The following is a 20,228-nucleotide window of genomic DNA, read 5'->3' on the forward strand; positions in this document are numbered from 1 at the left end:
CCCATAAGCACAGCGCGCCACCCCGCGCGAATGCTAGGCTGTGGGCGTCTTGGAACAGAAAGAGACAACCAGTCATTGCTGGACATCCTTTAAGGACCGCACAGAGAAGCGGGAAAGGAGGTCACGATGAGCGAAGCTGATTCCCGTCCAGACACCGCCGAGATTTTGAGCGGCGACGACGTCGGACGCATCATCGCGCGCATCGCGCACCAGATCATTGAAAAGACTGCTATTGACTCCCCGGATTCACCACGGGTAGTCCTACTGGGAATTCCATCGGGAGGGGTTCCGCTGGCCAAGCGGCTCAGCGCAAAAATCGAGGAATACTCCGGAGTCCACGTCGAATACGGCGCACTGGACACCACTCTCTACCGCGACGACCTGCGCGGCAAACCGCACCGCGCACTGCGGCCCACCCAAATCCCCGCCGGGGGAATCGATGACATCACCGTCATCCTGGTCGACGACGTCCTCTACTCCGGGCGCACCATCCGCGCCGCGCTGGACGCCCTGCGCGACCTGGGCCGCCCCGCCCGCATCCAGCTGGCCACGCTGGTTGACCGCGGCCACCGGGAACTGCCCATCCGGGCGGACTACGTGGGCAAGAACCTGCCCACCTCCCACACCGAGGACGTCACGGTCCTCCTCGAAGAACTCGACGGCACCGACGCGGTGACCCTGACCCGGAAGGATGCGTGAGCACGCGGTGAAGCATCTCCTGAGCATTTCTGACCTGTCCCGCGAAGAAATCGTGGGACTCATGGACGAGGCGGACCGCTTCCGCGAGGCGCTCGAAGGCCGCGAGGTCAAGCAGCTGCCCACCCTGCGCGGCCGCATGGTGTTCAACCTCTTCTACGAGAACTCCACCCGCACCCGCTCCTCCTTCGAGGCCGCCGGCAAGGCGCTGAGCGCCAACATGATGAACATCGCCGCCAGCTCCTCGTCGGTGAAGAAGGGCGAGTCCCTGCGCGACACCGGCCTGACGCTGCGCGCCGTGGGCGCCGACGCCATCATCATGCGCCACCCCGTCTCCGGCGCCGCCCAGCACCTCGCCGAGGTTGTCGCCCCCGGCGGCAAGGGCCCCAGCGTGATCAACGCCGGCGACGGCCGCCACCAGCACCCCACCCAGGCGCTGCTCGACGCGGTGACCATGCGCCAGCGCATCGGAGAGATCTCCGGCAAGAAGATCGTCCTGTGCGGCGACTGCCTGCACTCCCGCGTGGTGCGCTCCAACGTGGACCTGCTGACCACCCTGGGCGCCGAGGTCGTCCTGGTCGCCCCGCCCACCCTGCTGCCCGTGGGCGTAGAAAACTGGCCCGTGCGCACCACCGCCAACTTCGACGCCGAAATCCCGGACGCCGACGTCGTCATGATGCTGCGCGTCCAGGCCGAACGCATGCACGGCGGATTCTTCCCCTCCAACCGCGAATACACCGCCCTCTACGGGCTGACCGAGGAGCGCGCGGAGAAGATCCAAGAAAACGGCATCATCATGCACCCCGGCCCCATGCTGCGCGGCATGGAAATTGACTACCCCGTCGCCGACCAGGGCAACACCGTGGTACTCCAACAGGTCTCCAACGGCGTTCACGCCCGCATGGCCGTCCTGTTCACCCTGCTGGCCACCGACGACGCCGCCTAAACCCGGCTCACACGGAAAGGAACATCTACACCCATGTCCGATTCAACCCAGCCGGGCGGCACCAGCACCGAAAACTACCCCGCCACCGGCACCACCGCCCCGGCCTTCGCCGGGACCGTCCTGCTCACCAACGTGCGCCCCTACGGCGAAGGCTCCCCGGTCAACGTGCTCATCACCGACGGCGTGATCAGCGACCTCGACGCCTCCGCCGATACTGACGCGGACCGCACCGTCGACGGCCACGGCGGCGTCCTGCTGCCCGGCCTGGTAGACATGCACGTCCACCTGCGCGAGCCCGGCCGCGAGGAGACCGAAACCATCGCCTCCGGCTCCGCAGCCGCAGCCCAAGGCGGATTCACGGCCGTGTTCACCATGGCCAACACCCAGCCGGTCACGGACCAGCCCGTCATCGCCGAAGGCGTGTGGTACAAGGGCCAACAGGTCGGCCTGTGCGACGTCCACCCCGTCGGCTCCATCACCAAGGGCCTGGAAGGCAAGACGCTCACCGAGTTCGGCCTCATGACACAGTCCGACGCCAAGGTGCGCATGTTCTCCGACGACGGCAAGTGCGTGGAAAACCCCGTGATCATGCGCCGCGCCATCGAATACGCCCGCGGCCTGGACGTGCTGCTCGCCCAGCACTGCGAGGACCCGCGGCTGACCGATGACGCCACCGCACACGAAGGCGAAATCGCCGGGCGCCTGGGCCTGCGCGGCTGGCCGCGCGCCGCCGAAGAGGCCATCATCGCCCGCGACGCCCTGCTCGCCCGCGACTACGGCAACCGCGTGCACATCTGCCACGCCTCCACCGCCGGCTCCGTCGAACTGCTCAAGTGGGCCAAGGGCCAAGGCATCCCCATGACCGCCGAGGTCACCCCCCACCACCTGCTGCTCTCCGACGAGCTGCTGGAAACCTACGACGGCCAGTACCGGGTCAACCCGCCGCTGCGGGAAAACTCCGACATCGAAGCCCTGCGCACCGCACTGCTCGAAGGCACCATCGACTGCGTCGCCTCCGACCACGCCCCGCACTCCGCGGAGGAAAAGTGCTGCGAGTTCGAACTCGCCCGCCCCGGCATGCTCGGCCTGGAGACCTCCCTGGCCATCATCGCCGAGGTCTTTGTCAAGACCGGCCTGGCCGACTGGCGCTGGGTGGCCAAGGTCATGTCCGAGCGCCCCGCCCAGATCACCCAGCTGCCCGACCACGGCCGGCCCATCGCCGTCGGCGAGCCCGCCAACCTCACCGTGGTCGACGAGGACTCCCCGTGGACCGTCAGCGGACGCGAACTGGCCTCCAAGGCCAGCAACACCCCCTACGAGGGGCGCACCTTCAACGCTAAGGTCACCACCACCCTCCTGCGCGGGCACGTCACCTGCCAGGACGGTGCGGCCGCCCCGGCGGGAACGCACACCGCCTAGGCGCCTACAGCAGCCCTACGGCAGCCCTACAGTTGCCGTACAGCCACCACCGGCCCCGGCCTCCACCCCGCCCCGCGCGGACAGGAGGGCGGGGCCGTGGCACATTCCCAGCCACCCCCAAGATGGGGGGAGAACGCCGACCGCACGGTGTGATTTACAGAACATTTCCACTTCTGGACAGCCGCACTTTGTTGGGTATACACCGCAGTGCATGGCCAATTCCACCGATCGGCGTGACTTTTAATTGATAGTCGCACTCACTGCGGCAACCCCGCACCCCGATAGTTTCCACTGCAATTAAAAGGCGCAAACTATGCCCCGGCACCCGGAAAGACCCGCTGCCCCAGCGGCGAGCGGACCGGAGATTTTGTGCAAAACCCCAGGCACGAGGGTCGTCGATAAGCGAAGGGGACACCGCTCCGCCTCGCGCCCGCGCAGCGCCCCCAGTGGACACGACACCGCCGCGGGCATTAATCTTTTAATTCGAAAGACGGAAACGTATTTCTACTATGCACGCCGCTACACTTTATTGAAATATCTGTTTCGCGGGCTGTTTCCTCGATTGTGGCGGCACCGGCGATCAATTCGCAGGAAGGAATAACATGCAAACTGAGAACGTTTCGGGCAGCGGCACCGCGGCCGCTCCCGAGTCGCCCACCCAAGGGGGTGCCGGGGCCCAAGGGCTGTCCTTCTTCGCCCTGCTGGCCCTGGTGGTGGGCTCCATGATCGGCGGCGGCATCTTCTCCCTGCCCCAAAACATCGCCTCCGTCGCCGCGCCGGGGCCCATCATCATCGGCTGGACCATTACCGGCGTGGGCATGGTCTGCCTGGCGCTGGTCTACCAGTTCCTGTCCATGCGCAAGCCCAACCTGGACAACGGCATCTACGCCTACGCGCGCGCCGGCTTCGGCGACTTTGTGGGCTTCAACTCCGCCTGGGGCTACTGGCTGTCCGCCTTCATTGGCAACGTGGGCTACCTGGTGCTGCTGTTTTCCACGCTGGGCAAGTTCTTCCCGATTTTCGAAGGCGGCAACACCCTTCCGGCCATCATCGGCGCCTCCGTGGTGCTGTGGGCCACCCACGCGCTGGTCATCCGCGGCGTGCAGACGGCCGCCCTGGTCAACACCATCACCACGGTGGCCAAGATCGTGCCGCTTGCGGTGTTCATCATCATCGTCGCCTTCGGCTTCCACTATGACCTGTTCACCCTGGACTTCTGGGGCTCCGAATCCGCCGACCTGGGCAGCATCGCCGAGCAGACCAAGTCCATGATGATGGTCACCGTGTGGGTGTTCATCGGCATCGAAGGCGCCTCGATCTACTCCAAGCGCGCCGCCAAGCGCTCCGACGTGGGCAAGGCCACCGTGCTGGGCTTCGTGTTCATGCTCGCCCTGCTCGTCGCCGTGAACCTTTTGTCCCTGGGCGTGATGAAGCGCGCCGAGGTCGCCGGCCTGCCGGACATCTCCATGGGCGACGTCCTCGCCGAGGTCGTGGGCCCCTGGGGCTCCTGGCTGATCAGCATCGGCGTGCTCATCTCACTCATCGGCGCACTGCTCGCCTGGATCCTCCTGTGCGGCGAAACCATGCAGGTCCCCGGCTCCGACGGCACCATGCCCAAGTTCTTTGGCAAGCTCAACTCCCACGGCGCCCCCGCCAACGCCCTGTGGGTGACCAACATCCTGTGCCAGCTGTTCCTGCTGAGCACCTTCTTCTCCAACGACGTCTACCTGGGCATGGCCACCCTGGCCGCCGCACTGATCCTGGTGCCCTACCTGCTCAGCGCCGGCTACGCCCTCATGGTCACCCTGCGCGGCGACACCTACACCGGCGAGCTGGCCAAGGGGCGCACCCGCGACCTGGTGGTCTCCATCATCGCCACCATCTACGGCTTCTGGCTGATCTACGCCGCCGGGATTGAAAACCTCCTGCTCGCCGCTCTGCTCTACGTCCCCGGCGCCGCCGTCTACATCTGGGCCCGGCGCGAAAAGGGCGAAAAGACCCTCTTCCGCGGCTACGAATTGCTCATCCTCGCGGTCATGGTCGTCGCCGCCGTCGCGGCCATCGTTCTTATCGCCCGCGGCGAGCTGTCCCTGATCTAGTTTCCACTGTATTTCCTGTCACGAAAGGATTTTGATCATCATGTCCCACACTCCCATCGGTGCCTGGTCCGAGGTTGGCAAGCTGCGTCAGGTCATGGTCTGCTCCCCCGGCCGCGCCCACGAACGCCTCACCCCCCGCAACTGCCAAGAGCTGCTTTTCGACGACGTCCTCTGGGTCGACCAAGCACGCCGCGACCACGCCGACTTCGTGGAAAAGATGAGAGGCCACGGCGTCGAGGTACTAGAAATGTCCCAGCTGCTCGCCGAAACGCTCGAAGACACCACCGCGCGCGCCTGGGTGCTGGACAACAAGCTCGCCCCCAAGAACGTCGGCCACGGCATCTCCCAAGAACTGCGCGGATGGCTTAACGACGTCCCCGCCGCCGAACTGTCCGAACTCCTCATCGGAGGCGTGGCCTACGCCGACCTGCCCAAGGACCTGCGCGGCCCCGTCTCGTCTGCACTCGCCGGCGTCCACGAGCCCACCGAATTCGTCCTGCCCCCGCTGCCCAACACGCAGTTCACCCGCGACACCACCGCCTGGATCTTCGGCGGCGTCTCGCTGAACCCCATGCACTGGCCCACCCGCCGCCAGGAAACCCTGCTGACCACCAGCATCTACAAGTTCCACCCGACCTTCGCCGACCAAGACTTCAAGATCTGGTACGGAGACCCCAACGAGGACCAAGGCCTGTCCTCCCTGGAAGGCGGCGACATCATGCCCGTGGGCAACGGCGTGGTGCTCATCGGCATGGGCGAGCGCTCCTCCTGGCAGGCCATCTCCCAGCTGGCCCGCAACCTGTTCGCCGAAGGCGCCGCCGAAAAGGTCGTCGTGGCCGCCATGGCCCCCGACCGCGCCTCCATGCACCTGGACACCGTCTTCTCCTTCTGCGACCGCGACCTGGTCACCTGCTACGAGCCGGTCACCGACACCATCGCCTCGCTCATCCTGCGCCCCGAAGACAACGCCGCCGGCATGTCCGTCGAGCGCGACGACCGCAAGTTCGTCGACGTGGTTGCCGATGTCCTGGGCCTCAAGGAACTGCGCGTCGTATCTACCGGAGGCGACGCCTTCGCCGCCGAGCGCGAGCAGTGGGACGACGGCAACAACGTTGTCGCCCTGGAGCCCGGCGTGGTCGTGGGCTACGACCGCAACACCTACACCAACGCCAAGCTTCGCGACGCCGGCATCGAGGTCGTCGAGGTCAGCTCCGCCGAACTCGGCCGCGGCCGCGGCGGCGGACACTGCATGACCTGCCCGATCACCCGCGAGGCCGTTGACTACTAACGCCTAGAGGGTTTTCGAAGGTTTTCGAGGGTTTTCGGCCCCCGCGAAGGGCCCGCACGCTGCAGGGTGTGCGGGCCCTTCTTCGTGTCTTGGGGGTTGGGGAGGTCGGCACCCTTCTGCGCCCCCTCGCCATGCACCGTGTGACTGGTGGGGTTAACAAAGTGCGCAAATCACCCCCGAAACGCCGGTTTTTCACCCCCGAAAACGCATCGTGTAAACCTCACCAGTCACACGGTGCATTTTGGGGGCCTACCCGAAAGGGCAAGACCCCCGGAGACGCGAACAGACCCCGGGCCCGAGCAGAACGCGAACGCACGAGAAGGCCCCGGGGGCGTCGATAAGCGTCTGCCTTGCGGACCTTGTAGACTCTCGGCCTCGGTACGCGCCCCCCTCCTGCACCGTGTGACTGGTGGGATTAATACAGTGCACAAATCACCCCCGAAACGCCGGCTTTTCACCCCCGAAAACGCACCACGTAAACCTCACCAGTCACACGGTGCATTTTGGGGGCACGGAGAGTGCGAGGCCCGCGCCCGGGGGACGCGAACAGACCCCGGGCCCGAGCAGAACGCGAACGCACGGGAAGGCCCCGGAGGCGTCGATAAGCGTCTGCCTTGCCGCCCTGCGCCGCGCCCCCGTTCTCTGCACCGTGTGACTGGTGGGATTAACAGAGTGCGCAAATCACCCCCGAAACGCCGGCTTTTCACCCCCGATAACGCATCGTGTAAACCTCACCAGTCACACGGTGCATTTTGAGGGCCTACCCGAAATGGCAAGACCCCGGATACGCGGACAAGCCCCGGGCCCGAGCAGAACGCGACCGCACGGGAAGGCCCCGGGGGCGTCGATAAGCGTCTGCTTTGCGGCCCTGCGCCGCGCCCCCGTGCCATGCACCGTGTGACTGGTGGGATTAACAGAGTGCACAAAACACCCCCGAAACGCCGGCTTTTTACCCCCGAAAACGCACCGTGTCAACCTCACCAGTCACACGGTGCATGTGAGGACCCTCCCGGAGAGGGCAGCGGCCTGCAAGGGTCTACCGCTTGTGCCGCCCTGGCGGTGCATCGTCACCAAAATAGGCCAGATAACAGCACCCCAAACAGTCCCTCGCACCGCAATCCTCGCCGGCAAAAATCGGCACAGCAATACCCTCGATCCCCTTCTTTATGTTGGGTTTGTCGGGCCCGTGGGACCAGCGCGGATCAACATAAACCGCTACATTTCCACCTTTCGCATTATATTTGCACACCCCGTTAGTAGCAGCGTTTAGTGTGACAATTGCCATAGCACATTCGGGGGTAATCCGTTTCCACTATAGAAATACCAAAAGTCCCCACATGCCCGCAGATTCGCGCATACCTGCAGGTCAGGGCGTCGATAATGTGGATTATGCAATCGCCGGAACATTGCACAATTACCGCCGTTCGATTTTCGCAATTCTGACAAACTGGTAGCATCGCAAACGTGAACGGAGGTCAGGGGATACTCGATTCCCAACGTTCAGCCCGGGAGGGACGACCCGATCCCGGGATTCGAAGTCAGAAGGAGAGTCACTCTCATGCCAGTTAGCCTCAGCGGCCGGAACTTCCTCAAGCTTCTTGATTACACCCCCGATGAGATCCGCTACCTCATCCGCCTGTCCAAGCAGTTCAAGGACATGAAGCTCGCGGGTGTGCCCCACCGGTACCTGGAGGGCAAGAACATCGTCTTGCTCTTTGAAAAGACCTCCACCCGCACCCGGTGTGCCTTCGAGGTTGCCGGCATGGACCTGGGCATGGGCGTGACCTACCTGGATCCGGGCAGCTCCCAGATGGGCAAGAAGGAGTCCATCGAGGACACCGCGCGCGTGCTGGGCCGCATGTATGACGGCATTGAGTACCGTGGCTTCGCCCAGGAGATCGTGGAAGACCTGGCCGCTAACGCCGGCGTGCCGGTGTGGAACGGCCTGACCACCGAATTCCACCCCACCCAGATGATCGCGGACATGCTCACTGTGGAGGAGAACTTCCCGCAGGGGCTCAAGGGCCTGAAGTTCGTGTTCATGGGGGACGCCCAGAACAACGTGGCCAACTCCCTGATGGTTGTGTGCGCGAAGCTGGGCCTGCACTTTGTGGCCTGCGGCCCGACCGAGCAGATGCCGGAGGCGGACCTGGTCAAGCAGTGCGAGGAGATCGCCAGCCAGACCGGCGGGTCCGTCACCCTGACCGAGGACGTGGAGGCTGCCGCCAAGGATGCCCACGTCATCTACACCGACATTTGGGTTTCCATGGGCGAGCCGGATGAGCTGTGGGAGAAGCGCATCAAGCTGCTGGAGCCCTACCGCGTCACCGCCGACGTCATGGCCAAGGCCGACAAGGATGCCATCTTCATGCACTGCCTGCCGTCCTTCCACGACACCAAGACCACCATCGGTGCGGACATCGCCGAGAAGTTCGGCGTCTCCGAGATGGAGGTTGCTGACGACGTCTTCGAGTCCACGCAGTCCCGCGTCTTCGACGAGGCCGAAAACCGCATGCACACCATCAAGGCTGTCATGTACGCCACGCTGTCCTAGCGGCACGCAGCGACACCGCGCGGCACCGAGCGGCAAGCACCGCTGAGCCGCACCCCCGTCACCGGCCCCCCACACCCCCTCGTGGGGGCTGCCCGGGGCTTGACTCATCCCTTTTTCCGGATCACCCACCTCGTTGTGTCGTGGGGGCCGGACACACGAACCGAGACATGATCTAGAAAGCCGGAGGTTCCTACCCTTCATGACTGACTCCAAGAGAATCGTCGTTGCCCTCGGCGGCAACGCTTTGGGCAAGACTCCCGCCGAACAACTCGAGCTGATCAAGCACACTGCCACATCGCTGGTGGAGATGATTGCGGCTGGCCATGAGGTGCTTATCTCTCATGGCAATGGCCCGCAGGTGGGCATGATCAAGGTGGCTACTGATGAGTCCGCGCGCACGGGCTCCACGCCGGAGATTCCGTTCGCCGAGTGCGGCGCAATGTCGCAGGGCTACATCGGCTATCACCTGGTTCAGGCGTTGCGCAATGAGATGGCTGCGCGTCAGCTGAATCGTGCGACCACCGCGATTGTCACGCAGACGGTGGTGGACGCGGATGATCCTGCGTTCCAGAAGCCGACCAAGCCGGTGGGCGCGATGTTGTCTAAGGAGGAGGCGGAGTCTCTGGCCGCCGCGACGGGCAACACCTATGTTGAGGATGCTGGGCGCGGCTGGCGTTGGGCGGTTGCGTCCCCGCAGCCGGTGCGCGTGGTTGAGGCTGATGTGATTCGTTCGCTTCTCGACGCCGGCGTGGTCACCGTCGCCGCCGGCGGCGGCGGCATCCCCGTCACCGATTCCGGTTCTGAGCTGCGCGGGGTGCCGGCGGTGATTGATAAGGACCGCACCGCGGCGCTGCTGGCCCGCGACGCGGATGCTGATGAGCTGGTGATTCTGACCGCGGTGGACAACGTCTACCTGGATTACAACCAGCCCACGCAGCGTAAACTGGAGACCGTCACGGCGTCGGAGGCGCGTAAGTACGCCCAGCAGGGCTACTTCGCGGAGGGGTCGATGCTGCCGAAGATTGAGGCCTGTTTGGACTTTGTGGAGTCCGGCCCCGGACGCAGCGCGCTGATCACGTCTTTGGAAAAAGCCAGCCAGGGCCTCGAGGGGACCTGCGGCACTCATATCGTCGCCGATTAACCCCGGCACCCTAACGGTAAAGGACCTTCCGGCATGCACCCTTTCGCAGTGGTGAGAATTGCCTGGGGGTCCTTTTTCTTAGCTCCTTGTTGCTTTGCACAGAAAGGTCGCAACAATGACTGCGTCTCAGCCAGATTCGCTTGACGCCCACGCCCAGGACAACACCCTTATCGATGCCCCGCCGGGAGGCGAGCTACCGGGGTCAGCCACGGATGAGGCACAGAAGAAGCCCAAGAAGAGAAAGTTCAGTTTCCCTTCCGCGTTTACTATCCTTTTTGCTCTTACCATTGTTGCCGTCGCGGCCACGTGGTTTGTTCCCGCCGGGTCCTATTCCAAGCTGCATTTTGATGACAGCTCCTCCCAGCTGGTGGTCACCGCCCCGGATGGCAGTACGGAGAATCTTCCTGCTGAGCAGTCCAGCCTGGACAAGCTCAACATGGACATCGGCATTGATAAGTTCACGTCGGGGGCCATTAAGAACGAGATCTCTGTTCCGGGCACCTATGAGCGCGTGGAGCAGGTGCGTGCCGGGGCGTGGGATATCCCGACCTCCATGGTGGAGGGCACCATTGAGGCGGTGGACATCATCGTGTTCATCCTGGTGCTGGGCGGTTTGATCGGGGTGGTCCGCGCGACGGGGGCCTTTGAGTCGGGGCTGATGGCCCTGACTAAGAAGACTAAGGGCCGCGAGTTCATGCTCGTTGCGGTGGTCTCTGTGCTCATGGTGCTGGGTGGTACGGCCTGCGGCATGGAGGAGGAGGCGGTGGCCTTCTACCCCATCCTGGCGCCGATCTTTATCTCTTTGGGTTATGACTCGATAGTCACGGTGGGTGCCATCTTCCTTGCCGGATCGGTGGGGTCCGCGTTCTCCACCATTAACCCATTTTCTGTGGTCATTGCGTCGAATGCGGCGGGCGTGCAATTCACGGAGGGCATCACGTGGCGTATTGCGGGCTGCGCGGTGGGCGCGGTGGCCATCATCGCTTACCTGGCCTGGTATTGCCGGCGCATTAAGAAGGACCCCAGCGCATCCATTTCTTATGAGGACCGGGACAAGTTTAAAAAGCACTGGGGTATGAGCGAGGACGCCGCCGCTATTGGGGCGTTCACGGTGGAAAAGAAGATCATTCTTACCCTGTTTGCCATCGCTTTCCCGCTGATGGTGTGGGGTGTGATGAGTCAGGGCTGGTGGTTCCCCACGATGGCGGCCTCGTTCCTGACGATCACCCTGATCATCATGTTCATCGCCCACTATGGGGGCAGTAAGCTCAGCGAGTCGCAGGTGGTGGATGCGTTTTCGGAGGGGGCGTCATCGCTCGTGGCGGTCTCGCTGATCATCGGCCTGGCCCGCGGCATCAACATCGTGCTCAACGAGGGCAAGATCTCCGACACGATGCTGGATTCGGCCTCCCACATGGTCACCGGCATGCACGGCCCGGTGTTCATCCTCATGCTCATGGTGGTGTTCTTCTTCCTGGGCTTTGTGGTGCCGTCCTCCTCCGGCTTAGCGGTGTTGTCCATGCCGATCATGGCTCCGCTTGCCGACGCCGTGGGCATCGAGCGGTTCATCGTCGTTTCGGCTTATCAGTGGGGCCAGTATGCGATGCTGTTCATCGCCCCCACCGGCCTGATCATGGCGACCTTGCAGATGCTGGACATGAAGTTCTCCCACTGGCTGAAGTTCGTCTGGCCGATGGTGGCGTTCATGTTCGTCTTCGGCGGCGGCATGCTCGTCGCCCAGGTGCTGGTGTATAGCTAGCCTTGCCCGATCAGCACCGAAAAACCCCTGCCACACCCGGCAGGGGTTGTTGTGTTCTTCCGGGGCGCTCGGGCCTACTCGCTGCCTTCCGCGTTGGCCTTGCCGATGCCGTTGACGCCATCGGCGAACAGCTTCTCCAGCTCCTTTCCGGTCCAGGGTTCGCGGGCCAGCACAAAGACGGTGTCATCGCCGGCGGTACAGCCCACGATCTCCGGGACGCGGGCGCGGTCGATGAAGCTGGCTAGGTATTGGGCCGCTCCCGGCGGCGTGCGTAGCACCACGATCGCCGAGGAAGAGTCAATGCTCACGGCCAGCTCGTTGATCATCTTCTTGAGCTTTTCCAGCGGGGTGGAGTACATCTCCGTGGTTTCGGGGGATTCGCCGACCACGTAGTAGGCGCGCCCCTTGGCGGGTCTGATCTTTTGGGCGCCGAGTTCGTCGAGGTCGCGCGAGAGCGTGGTCTGGGTGACCTCGATGCCCGCCTTGAGCAGCAGCTCGGACAGTTGGCCCTGGCTGGTGACCTTGGTGCTGGACAGGATTTCCAGAATCTGGCCTTGCCGGGCGGTCCGAGACGTCGAGTTATACATCAATATCCTTGCTAATGAGGGGGGAAGGGGAAGTCAAAGGTCTGTGTACGTCGAGGATTACCGTACTCAACTATGAGGTGACTCGGCCACAGCACGCACCGCTGATTCAGGCGACCTACAGGCAATCCCTATTCTGTTGATTGACAGGTTGTGTACATGAGTGCACCCCGCCGGTCCGAGGACTCGACGGGGTGCACCGGTGTATCCGTTCGCGTACTACATCCGCTCCGGGGCACTCACGCCCACCAGTTGCAGCGCGTTGGCCAGCGTCTGCTTGGTGGCCTGCGCCAGGCCCAGACGCGCGGCATTAACCGGCTGGGGCTCTTCTTCCCCGCGCGGCAGGATCTGGCAGTTGTCATAGAACTTGTTGAAGGCGCTGGCCAGCTCCTCGGCGTAGCGCACCACGCGGTGCGGCTCGCGCAGCTCGGCCGCAGAGCGCACCACCGTGGGGAAGTCACCCAGCGTGCGGATCAGGTCGCCCTCCTTCTCGTGGGTGAGCAGCGAGAAGTCCGCACCCTCTGAGGACACGCCGGCATCCGCGGCGCGCCGCATGATGGAGGCCAGGCGCGCGTGCGCGTACTGCACGTAGTAGACCGGGCTCTCAGACGACTGGGAGGCCCACAGCTCGAGGTCAATATCCAGGGAGCTGTCCACGGAGGAACGCACCATGGAGTAGCGGGCGGCGTCGATACCCACGGCCTCGACGAGGTCATCGAGGGTGATCACTGTACCGGCGCGCTTGGACATGCGCACCGCCTTGCCGTCGCGCACCAGGTTGACCATCTGGCCGATGAGCACCTCGACCTGATCGGCCCGGTAGCCCATGCCCGCGGCCGCAGCCTTGAGGCGATCGATGTAGCCGTGGTGGTCCGCGCCGAGCATGTAGATGCACAGCTCGTGACCGCGCTCGATCTTGTCCGCCACGTAGGCGATGTCGCCGGCGATGTAGGCGGCGTTGCCGTCGGACTTGATCACCACGCGGTCCTTCTCATCGCCGTAGGCGGTGGTGCGCAGCCACCAGGCCCCGTCGTGGAAGTACAGCGAGTCATTGTCCTTGAGCCGCTGGATGGCCTTTTCCACCGCGCCGGACTCGAACAGGGAGTTCTCGTGGAAGTAGACGTCAAAGTCCGTGCCAAAGTCATGCAGCGAGGTCTGGATGTGCTCGAACATCATGTCCACGCCCAGGGAGCGGAAGGTCTCCTGGACCTCTTCCGGCGTGCCGGAGAGGGCATCGGGCTGCTTGTCCAGCACGGCCTGGGCGATCTCATTGATGTAGTCTCCGCCGTAGCCGTCCTCCGGCACGGGCTCGCCCTTCGCGGCGGCCACCAGGGAGCGGGCGAAGCGGTCGATCTGCGCGCCGTGGTCGTTGAAGTAGTACTCGCGGGTGACCTTGGCACCGGAGGCCTCCAGGACGCGGCCCAGGGAGTCGCCGACTGCGGCCCAGCGGGTACCGCCCAGGTGGATGGGGCCGGTGGGGTTGGCGGAGACGAACTCCAGGTTGACGGTCAGGCCGTCATACATGTCATTGTGGCCAAAGTTGGCGCCCTGCTCCAGGATGGTGCCCACCAGGTCGCCCTGGGCGGCGGCGGCGACCCGGATGTTCAAGAATCCGGGGCCGGCGACGTCAGCGGACTCGACCGCCGCGTCTTCGACCAAGGCCTCGGCCAGCCAGGTCGCCAGGTCGCGGGGTGCCACGCCGGCCTTCTTGGCCACCTGCAACGCCAGGTTGGTGGCGTAGTCACCGTGCTCGGGATTACGCGGTCTCTCCACGACCACCGTCTGCGGTAGTACGGAGGTGTCCAGGTCATGGGCGCCAAGGACCGCAACCGCGCGCTCGCGGATGAGTGTGGCGAGATCAGTTGGTGTCATAACCCCACATTCTAACGCCAGGCATACCCCCGCACGCCTGGCAGGGCCGCTAAGCCTCCGGCTTGACCATCGGGAAGAGCACGGTCTCCCGAATGCCCAGGCCAGTCAGTGCCATGAGCAGGCGATCAATGCCCATTCCGTTGCCGGAGGTCGGGGGCATGCCCTGTTCCATGGCGCGCAGGAAGTCCTCGTCTAGGACCATGGCTTCCTCGTCGCCGCCGGCGGCCAGGCGGGCCTGGTCCTCAAAGCGTTCGCGCTGGATGACGGGGTCCACCAGTTCGGAGTAGCCGGTGGCCAGCTCGAAGCCGCGGACGTAGAGGTCCCACTTTTCGGTGACGCCGGGCTTGCTGCGGTGCTGGCGGGTCAGCGGGGAGGTCTCCACGGGGAAGTTCTTGACAAAGACCGGCCCGTAGAGCTGATCGGAGCACAGGTGCTCCCAGATCTCTTCGACGAACTTACCGTGACCCCACCCGCCTGCCTTGGGCCAGTCGAGCCCGATGGCGTCGGCAAGCGAACGCAACTCATCGACGGTGCTGTCGATGGTCACCTCGGGTTGGCCGGGGTGCTTGGCGGCGAGCGCCTCGTTGAGGGAGGGATACATTTCCATCTCGCGCCACTGCCCGCCGAAGTCATATTCGGTGCCGTCCGCCAGGGTGACGGTGGTGGAGCCGAAGACCTCCACGGCGACGGATTGGATCAGCCCCTTGATCAGCGCGGCGCCGTCCTCATAGGTGCCAAAGGCCTGGTAGGTCTCCAGCATGGCAAATTCGGGGCTGTGGGAGGAGTCCACGCCCTCGTTGCGGAAGTTGCGGTTGACCTCAAAGACGCGCTCCAGCCCGCCGACGACGCAGCGCTTGAGAAACAGCTCCGGGGCGATGCGCAGATACAGGTCAATGTCGAGCGCGTTGGAGTGGGTGACAAACGGGCGCGCGGCCGCCCCGCCATGCAGGGTTTGCAGCATGGGGGTTTCTACCTCCAGGAAGCCCTGGTCTTCCAGGTAGTGGCGCACGGCGCGCAGCACCTTAATCCGGGTCAGCGCGTTGTCGCGGGCCTGGGAGCGCATGATCAGGTCCGTGTAGCGCTGGCGCACGCGGGTGTCCTCATTCATCTGCGCGAAGGCCACGGGCAGCGGGCGCAGGGCCTTGGCGGCCATGGACCAGCGAGTGGCCATGATGGACAGCTCGCCGCGGCGGGAGGCGGCCACGATGCCGCGAACGGAAATAAAGTCGCCCAGGTCAACGTCGGCCTTCCAGGCGTCGAGGGCGTCCTTGCCCACCTTGGCCAGGGAGAGCATGGCTTGGATCTGGGTGCCGTCGCCGGCCTGGAGGGTGGCAAAGCACAGCTTGCCGGTGTTGCGCATAAACATCAGGCGGCCGACCACGGCGACTTCGTCGTCGGTCTCCTGACCCGGCTCGAGGACGGTCACGCCGGCGTCAGGATCAGCCGGCGAATCAGCAGCGCCGTCCTGCGCGACGGTGTAGCGGGCGCGGATATCGGCGATGTCTGCGGTGCGGTCGACGGTGACGGGGTAGGCCTCAATTCCGGCGTCGAGTAGTCGGGCGCGCTTCTCGCGGCGGATGCGCAGCTGTTCGGGCAGGTCGGCGGCGTGCTGGGGGTTTTGGGGGTTGTTCACAGCATCCCAGCGTATCGCATGGGTTGGCGGTTCCAGCCACCGGCAGATTAATGTGATATCGCTTTTTCGCCGTGTGCGCGCTAAACTGATATCAGATTATCGCTTCTCGACGCCCCGCGTGCCCCACCCGCCGCGCCGCGCCAGCGATGGTCCCCCACTTATTCCCGCTCCCCCACCCGCACCATCAAGAAGGAGAAACCCATGAGCACAGACACCAACCCCGAGGTCCCAGAGGCCGAGGTCGCCGACCGCCCCGTGGGCTTGGGCGCGACCAAGGTAGACATCAAGGAGCAGCGCACATTTAGCGCCGGCGGCGGGGCCACCCTGGGCGCGGTGGTGGTGGCCATCGTGTGCTTCGGCGTCGGCGCCTGGGCGGTGGCCACCGAGTCCTCGCTGGCCATCATCGCCCCCGTCGCCTTTATCATCGGCGCGCTGCTGCTGAGCATGATCCGGATTATCAACCCGGGCCACACCTTGGTTATCCAGCTCTTCGGCCGCTACCTGGGCACCTGCCGGCGCACGGGCCTGGTGCTCGTCCCGCCGCTGACCACCACCAAGAAGGTCTCGGTGCGGGTGCGCAACTTTGAAACGGAGCAGATCAAGGTCAATGACTTTGGCGGCAACCCGGTCAACATCGCCTCCATCATCGTCTGGCAGATTGCCGATACCGCCAAGGCCACGTTCTGCGTAGAAACCGTCGACGAGTTCATCGCCTCCCAGGCCGAGTCCGCGCTGCGCCACGTGGCCACCTCGCACCCCTACGACGGCGGCACCAACCACCACCCCTCACTGTCCGGGTCCACGGACCTGGTCTCCCGGGAGCTTGCCGATGAAGTCGCCGCGCGCGTATCCATGGCCGGCATCGAGATCATCGAGGCGCGCATCTCCTCGCTGTCCTACGCCCCGGAGATCGCCCAGGCGATGCTCCAGCGCCAGCAGGCCGCCGCGATCGTGGACGCCCGCGAGACCATCGTCGACGGCGCGGTGTCCATGGTCGATTCCGCGCTCAAGGAGCTGGAGGCCAAGCAGATCGTGGACTTGGATCCGGAGCGCCGCGCCGCGATGGTGTCCAACCTGCTGGTGGTGCTGTGCTCGGACAATAATGTCCAGCCGATGGTTAATACGGGTAGTCTGTATTCCTAAATGGCCCGCAAAAACGTCCCGCTGCGCATCGACCCGGGGGTCTATGACGCCATCGCCCGCTGGGCGGCCGACGAGGCGCGCAGCGTCAACGCCCAGATGGAAGTGATGCTTCGCGACGCCCTCCGCCGCGCCGGTCGGCTGCCCCGCAACGTCGGCGACCTGCCGCGCCGCGGCCGGCCCAAGGGCACCAGCTCTGCTGCCCCCACCTCTCCCGAGGACGCCAGCTAGCTGGCGTCGCCCAGGTTTTTAAAGCCCACCCCCAGCGGCACGCCCACGTTATCTACCAGGCGCACCGGCCCGAACGTGGCGGCCACCAGCAGGCGAGCGTCCGCCTGCTGGCACTGCGGGTCAAGCCGGCGCAGGCTGCGGTCCCGCAGCTCAAGGTAGTCCGGGGCCACCCCCGCCGCGGCGAGCACCCCGGCCGCCGTGTCCAGCACCGCCTGATAGCCGCGCTCGGCCACATGCGCGCCGGCTGTCAGCGCCGCCGACAGTGCCACCGCCGCCTCCCGCTGGTTCTTAGGCACGGCCACGTTGCGGTGGGAGACCGCCAGCCCACCAGGCATGCGCACCGTGGGCACCGAGCGCACCGTGACATTCTGGTGCAGGTCCGTCATGGCCTGCTGGGCGGCCAGCGCGAACTCATAGTCCTTTTCGCCGACCACCACGTCGCTGGCGCGCACCGCCGCGGCCAGCGCCACCAGCTGGGTCAGCGCCTCGCCCAGCTGCGCGGGGTCTTCCAGGCCGTGGTCGGCGGGCACCAGGCGGGTGCGCGGCCCGGCCGGATACAAGTCCCGCGGATCCACCCGGACCACCGCGTCAACCTGCGGGAGGGGCCCATCCTGGGTGCCGGTCAGCGCCAGGATGGTGATGCCGCGGGGCAGGCGGGCGGCGGCGTCGATAAGCGCGAGGTGACCGGCGTGGATGGAATCCGCGCACACCAGCGCCACCGGGCGGCCCTGGGAGCGCAGCGCATGGCCCAGGCGTCCGGCCTGCTCCAGGGTCAGTTCGCGGGCCTGGCCGAAAGCAAAGCTCATGAGTTGCGCTCCTGTCGGGCCCACAGTTCCGCGTCCTGGTTGCCGGCCTCCTCGGCGGCAAAGCAGGTCAGGTCCAAAAATGCGCGGGCGACGCCGGGGTCCGTGATCGCCTGGTATTGCAGCTCCAGCTGGGTGACGCTGGGCAGCCCGTGGAGGGCGGCGGCGACATCGATGTCCAGCGTGTCAAGCTCCCCGGGCAGCGCCGCGCCGAGCAGGTCAGCAGCCTTTTCCAGCGCCGCGCGCGAGAACGCAATCCACGTCAGCGCGTGGTGGAGGTCGCACACCTGGTCCTCCTCGGCGAACACGCACAGCCCGTTGAGATCCGTGACCATCATCCGCGCCACCGCCGCGCCGATCTCATCCGGGGCGTTGACTATCCAGCGGCTGCCGTCGAGCGGGCGAATCGCCGCGCACACCACGCCGGTGGGCGCCAGCGGGTCGAAGATCTCGGTGCCGTACTCAAAGCAGGTGTGGATGAGGATCTGCCGGGGGCGCAGCCGCGGCGCAAGATCCTCAATAAGCTGCGGCAGCTCGTCCGGATTGCAGGTCAGCACGAGCGCGTCCGCCGACGCGGCCAGCGCCTCGCGGATGTCCGTGTAGCGGGTCACGCTGTGCCCGGCGTTGCGCATCCCCTCGGCGAAGACGGTGGTCACATAGGGTTCCTCGCCGAGGATGCCCTGCGTGGATTCGTCGTAATAAAACGCCACCCGCATCCGCGGCGGGCGTTCCCCTCCACTCACCGGCGCCGTCTTTCCGATCCCGCCACCAGGTCAGCCACGGACACGCTGCGCGCGTTTTCATCGGCGCGGCGCCGCCCGCGTCGGCCCTCCCCCGACCGCGGGGAGGCCGCCTCGCCGCGGGCGATATCGCGCACGCCCATCTCGGCGGTGTCGTCCGCGCGCCAGGACGGGATCTCCGCGGCCGGCTCCTCGGGGCTGGCATGGTGCCCGTAGCCTGCGGCCTCATCACGGTCCTGATCCGCTTGCCGACGCCGCCGTCCCCCATGCCGGCCGGAATCCTGCTCCCGGTCCTGGTCCCGGTCCTGGTCCCGGTTCTGCTCCCGCCTGCGCGCCCGCGCGCCCGAGTGCCGCCCCTGCGGCTCCTCCTCGGGCTCAGGATCGGGCTCCGGCTCCGGGTCATCGTGCGCGGCATACAGCCAGCTGGCCAGCTCGCTCGAATCGCCGCCCCGGTGGCTGCCGGTATACGCGTCGCTGCCGGAGGCCTCCGTGGTCACCGCCCAACCCTCATCCGAGGGCGTCAACGGTGCCGCCGCGGCGGAATCTTCATCCTCCAGCAGGCGCGCCAACTCCGGGGAGATAGAGCGCGGGTACTGCCCGTGCACATCCGAGGCGCCCAGGCGGCCCTCCACCGCGTCAACAGAGGGCGCCCCACTGGCGTGGCCGGCCTTTTCAAAGTGCTCGCCGCCCACCGCGTGGGCCTCCGCCTCCAACTCGCGCAGCCGCCACGCCTCCGCGCGCAGCGCCGCCGGCTCATACTCGAAGGAATGCCCAGATAGCTCCTCCAGCTGTGCCTTTAGCTCATCAAGCCCGGCGCGAATATCGGCCAGGATGGCCATATCCGCATCCCGCAGCTGGTACTCCGTGCGCGCCTTGGCCTGCTCCGCCTGCGCGTTCGCCTGCGCCTGGCGCAGCTGCGAGCGGTGCAGGCGTTGCTCATAGGCCAATTCCTCCCGGGAACGTTCCACCTGGCGGCGATAACGGCCTACCAAAATAAAACCAATTATCGCCGACCATAACGCCGCCAACAGCGCCAACTTCAAGGCGATATCATTTTGGGTCAACAGCATGACCACGCTGGCAATAAACGCCACCGCGATGACCACAACAAGCAGAATCTGGCCGCCGTCCCAGCCCCCACTATCCGCCCCCTGGCGAGCACGCCGCGGGCCTGTTTGCCCTGCATACCCGGCACGCCCCGCGTGGCTCGTGTGCTCCCCGTGGGCACCACCACGCCGGGAAACGGGCCTGTCTGTGCCGGCTGCGCGGCGCGCAGTGGGCTCGGAATGGCGGTCCCTATAAGGCGAGTTCATGTTCCCCAAC

The 20,228-nt window shown here is 65.4% G+C and carries 16 protein-coding genes; 10 read left to right on the forward strand and 6 right to left on the reverse strand.

Features of this window, described 5'->3' with window-relative positions; all coding sequences use genetic code 11:
* Positions 1–126: 126 nt before the first annotated feature.
* The 8 genes from pyrR to LH390_RS09980 all read left to right on the forward strand — a co-directional run bounded on the left by pyrR (position 127) and on the right by LH390_RS09980 (position 11,902).
* Positions 127–699, forward strand: a complete 573-nt coding sequence (pyrR, locus tag LH390_RS09945; protein ID WP_227281477.1) for a bifunctional pyr operon transcriptional regulator/uracil phosphoribosyltransferase PyrR — start codon at positions 127–129, stop codon at positions 697–699.
* 7 nt (positions 700–706) lie between these two features.
* Positions 707–1,642 carry an aspartate carbamoyltransferase catalytic subunit gene (locus LH390_RS09950; RefSeq protein ID WP_227281476.1) on the forward strand — a complete coding sequence of 312 codons (936 nt, stop codon included), beginning with the start codon at positions 707–709 and terminating at the stop codon, positions 1,640–1,642.
* Positions 1,643–1,675: 33 nt separating this feature from the next.
* Positions 1,676–3,061, forward strand: a complete 1,386-nt coding sequence (locus tag LH390_RS09955; RefSeq protein ID WP_227281475.1) for a dihydroorotase — start codon at positions 1,676–1,678, stop codon at positions 3,059–3,061.
* Positions 3,062–3,663: 602 nt separating this feature from the next.
* Positions 3,664–5,160 (forward strand): arginine-ornithine antiporter, encoded by a 1,497-nt coding sequence (arcD, locus tag LH390_RS09960; protein ID WP_227281474.1) that lies wholly within the window; start codon positions 3,664–3,666, stop codon positions 5,158–5,160.
* 40 nt (positions 5,161–5,200) lie between these two features.
* Complete coding sequence (gene arcA, locus LH390_RS09965) at positions 5,201–6,448, forward strand: arginine deiminase (protein WP_227281473.1); 1,248 nt, start codon at positions 5,201–5,203, stop codon at positions 6,446–6,448.
* Positions 6,449–8,006: 1,558 nt separating this feature from the next.
* Positions 8,007–9,002 (forward strand): ornithine carbamoyltransferase, encoded by a 996-nt coding sequence (argF, locus tag LH390_RS09970; protein ID WP_227281472.1) that lies wholly within the window; start codon positions 8,007–8,009, stop codon positions 9,000–9,002.
* Positions 9,003–9,201: 199 nt separating this feature from the next.
* Positions 9,202–10,143: a carbamate kinase gene (gene arcC, locus LH390_RS09975; RefSeq protein WP_227281471.1), complete on the forward strand. Its 942-nt coding sequence runs from the start codon at positions 9,202–9,204 to the stop codon at positions 10,141–10,143.
* A gap of 115 nt (positions 10,144–10,258) precedes the next feature.
* A complete protein-coding gene (locus LH390_RS09980; RefSeq protein ID WP_227281470.1) occupies positions 10,259–11,902 on the forward strand; it encodes a YfcC family protein in 1,644 nt (547 codons plus the stop codon).
* Between the two features lie 74 nt (positions 11,903–11,976).
* Here LH390_RS09980 and LH390_RS09985 read toward each other — a convergent pair whose 3' ends face one another.
* The 3 genes from LH390_RS09985 to lysS all read right to left on the reverse strand — a co-directional run bounded on the left by LH390_RS09985 (position 11,977) and on the right by lysS (position 15,991).
* Entirely contained in the window at positions 11,977–12,492 is a 516-nt protein-coding gene (locus LH390_RS09985) for an arginine repressor (protein WP_399524836.1), read from the reverse strand.
* A 213-nt stretch (positions 12,493–12,705) separates the two neighbouring features.
* Positions 12,706–14,358: an arginine--tRNA ligase gene (gene argS / locus LH390_RS09990; protein WP_227281468.1), complete on the reverse strand. Its 1,653-nt coding sequence runs from the start codon at positions 14,356–14,358 to the stop codon at positions 12,706–12,708.
* A gap of 49 nt (positions 14,359–14,407) precedes the next feature.
* Complete coding sequence (gene lysS / locus LH390_RS09995) at positions 14,408–15,991, reverse strand: lysine--tRNA ligase (RefSeq protein ID WP_227281467.1); 1,584 nt, start codon at positions 15,989–15,991, stop codon at positions 14,408–14,410.
* Positions 15,992–16,192: 201 nt separating this feature from the next.
* Here lysS and LH390_RS10000 point away from each other — a divergent pair, with 201 nt between their 5' ends.
* Positions 16,193–17,134, forward strand: coding sequence for an SPFH domain-containing protein (locus tag LH390_RS10000; protein ID WP_227281466.1), 942 nt, complete (start codon positions 16,193–16,195; stop codon positions 17,132–17,134).
* The gene (locus LH390_RS10005) at positions 17,135–17,362 is read left to right on the forward strand and encodes a type II toxin-antitoxin system antitoxin (RefSeq protein WP_227281465.1); all 228 of its coding nucleotides are present in this window, start codon (positions 17,135–17,137) and stop codon (positions 17,360–17,362) included.
* Here LH390_RS10005 and LH390_RS10010 read toward each other — a convergent pair.
* Genes LH390_RS10010 through LH390_RS10020 form a run of 3 tightly spaced genes read right to left on the reverse strand, consistent with a single transcriptional unit; the run spans position 17,359 to position 20,218 of the window.
* Complete coding sequence (locus LH390_RS10010; protein ID WP_227281464.1) at positions 17,359–18,168, reverse strand: pantoate--beta-alanine ligase; 810 nt, start codon at positions 18,166–18,168, stop codon at positions 17,359–17,361. The genes LH390_RS10005 and LH390_RS10010 overlap by 4 nt on opposite strands.
* Complete coding sequence (locus tag LH390_RS10015; protein ID WP_227281463.1) at positions 18,165–18,908, reverse strand: 6PGD fold domain-containing protein; 744 nt, start codon at positions 18,906–18,908, stop codon at positions 18,165–18,167. Before LH390_RS10015 ends, LH390_RS10010 begins: the two co-directional genes overlap by 4 nt.
* A complete protein-coding gene (locus tag LH390_RS10020; RefSeq protein ID WP_227281462.1) occupies positions 18,905–20,218 on the reverse strand; it encodes a DUF6779 domain-containing protein in 1,314 nt (437 codons plus the stop codon). Before LH390_RS10020 ends, LH390_RS10015 begins: the two co-directional genes overlap by 4 nt.
* Positions 20,219–20,228: the final 10 nt, after the last annotated feature.

Source organism: Corynebacterium uberis (assembly GCF_020616335.1).
Taxonomy (GTDB): Bacteria; Actinomycetota; Actinomycetes; order Mycobacteriales; family Mycobacteriaceae; genus Corynebacterium; species Corynebacterium uberis.

Bases quoted from the DNA above. Each gene is read 5' to 3' on its own strand.
- pyrR (WP_227281477.1), top strand. From the start codon at position 127: ATGAGCGAAGCTGATTCCCGTCCAGACACCGCCGAGATTTTGAGCGGC.
- LH390_RS09955 (WP_227281475.1), top strand. From the start codon at position 1,676: ATGTCCGATTCAACCCAGCCGGGCGGCACCAGCACCGAAAACTACCCC.
- arcD (WP_227281474.1), top strand. From the start codon at position 3,664: ATGCAAACTGAGAACGTTTCGGGCAGCGGCACCGCGGCCGCTCCCGAG.
- arcA (WP_227281473.1), top strand. From the start codon at position 5,201: ATGTCCCACACTCCCATCGGTGCCTGGTCCGAGGTTGGCAAGCTGCGT.
- argF (WP_227281472.1), top strand. From the start codon at position 8,007: ATGCCAGTTAGCCTCAGCGGCCGGAACTTCCTCAAGCTTCTTGATTAC.
- arcC (WP_227281471.1), top strand. From the start codon at position 9,202: ATGACTGACTCCAAGAGAATCGTCGTTGCCCTCGGCGGCAACGCTTTG.
- LH390_RS09980 (WP_227281470.1), top strand. From the start codon at position 10,259: ATGACTGCGTCTCAGCCAGATTCGCTTGACGCCCACGCCCAGGACAAC.
- argS (WP_227281468.1), bottom strand. From the start codon at position 14,358: ATGACACCAACTGATCTCGCCACACTCATCCGCGAGCGCGCGGTTGCG.
- LH390_RS10000 (WP_227281466.1), top strand. From the start codon at position 16,193: ATGAGCACAGACACCAACCCCGAGGTCCCAGAGGCCGAGGTCGCCGAC.
- LH390_RS10005 (WP_227281465.1), top strand. From the start codon at position 17,135: ATGGCCCGCAAAAACGTCCCGCTGCGCATCGACCCGGGGGTCTATGAC.
- LH390_RS10010 (WP_227281464.1), bottom strand. From the start codon at position 18,168: ATGAGCTTTGCTTTCGGCCAGGCCCGCGAACTGACCCTGGAGCAGGCC.
- LH390_RS10020 (WP_227281462.1), bottom strand. From the start codon at position 20,218: ATGAACTCGCCTTATAGGGACCGCCATTCCGAGCCCACTGCGCGCCGC.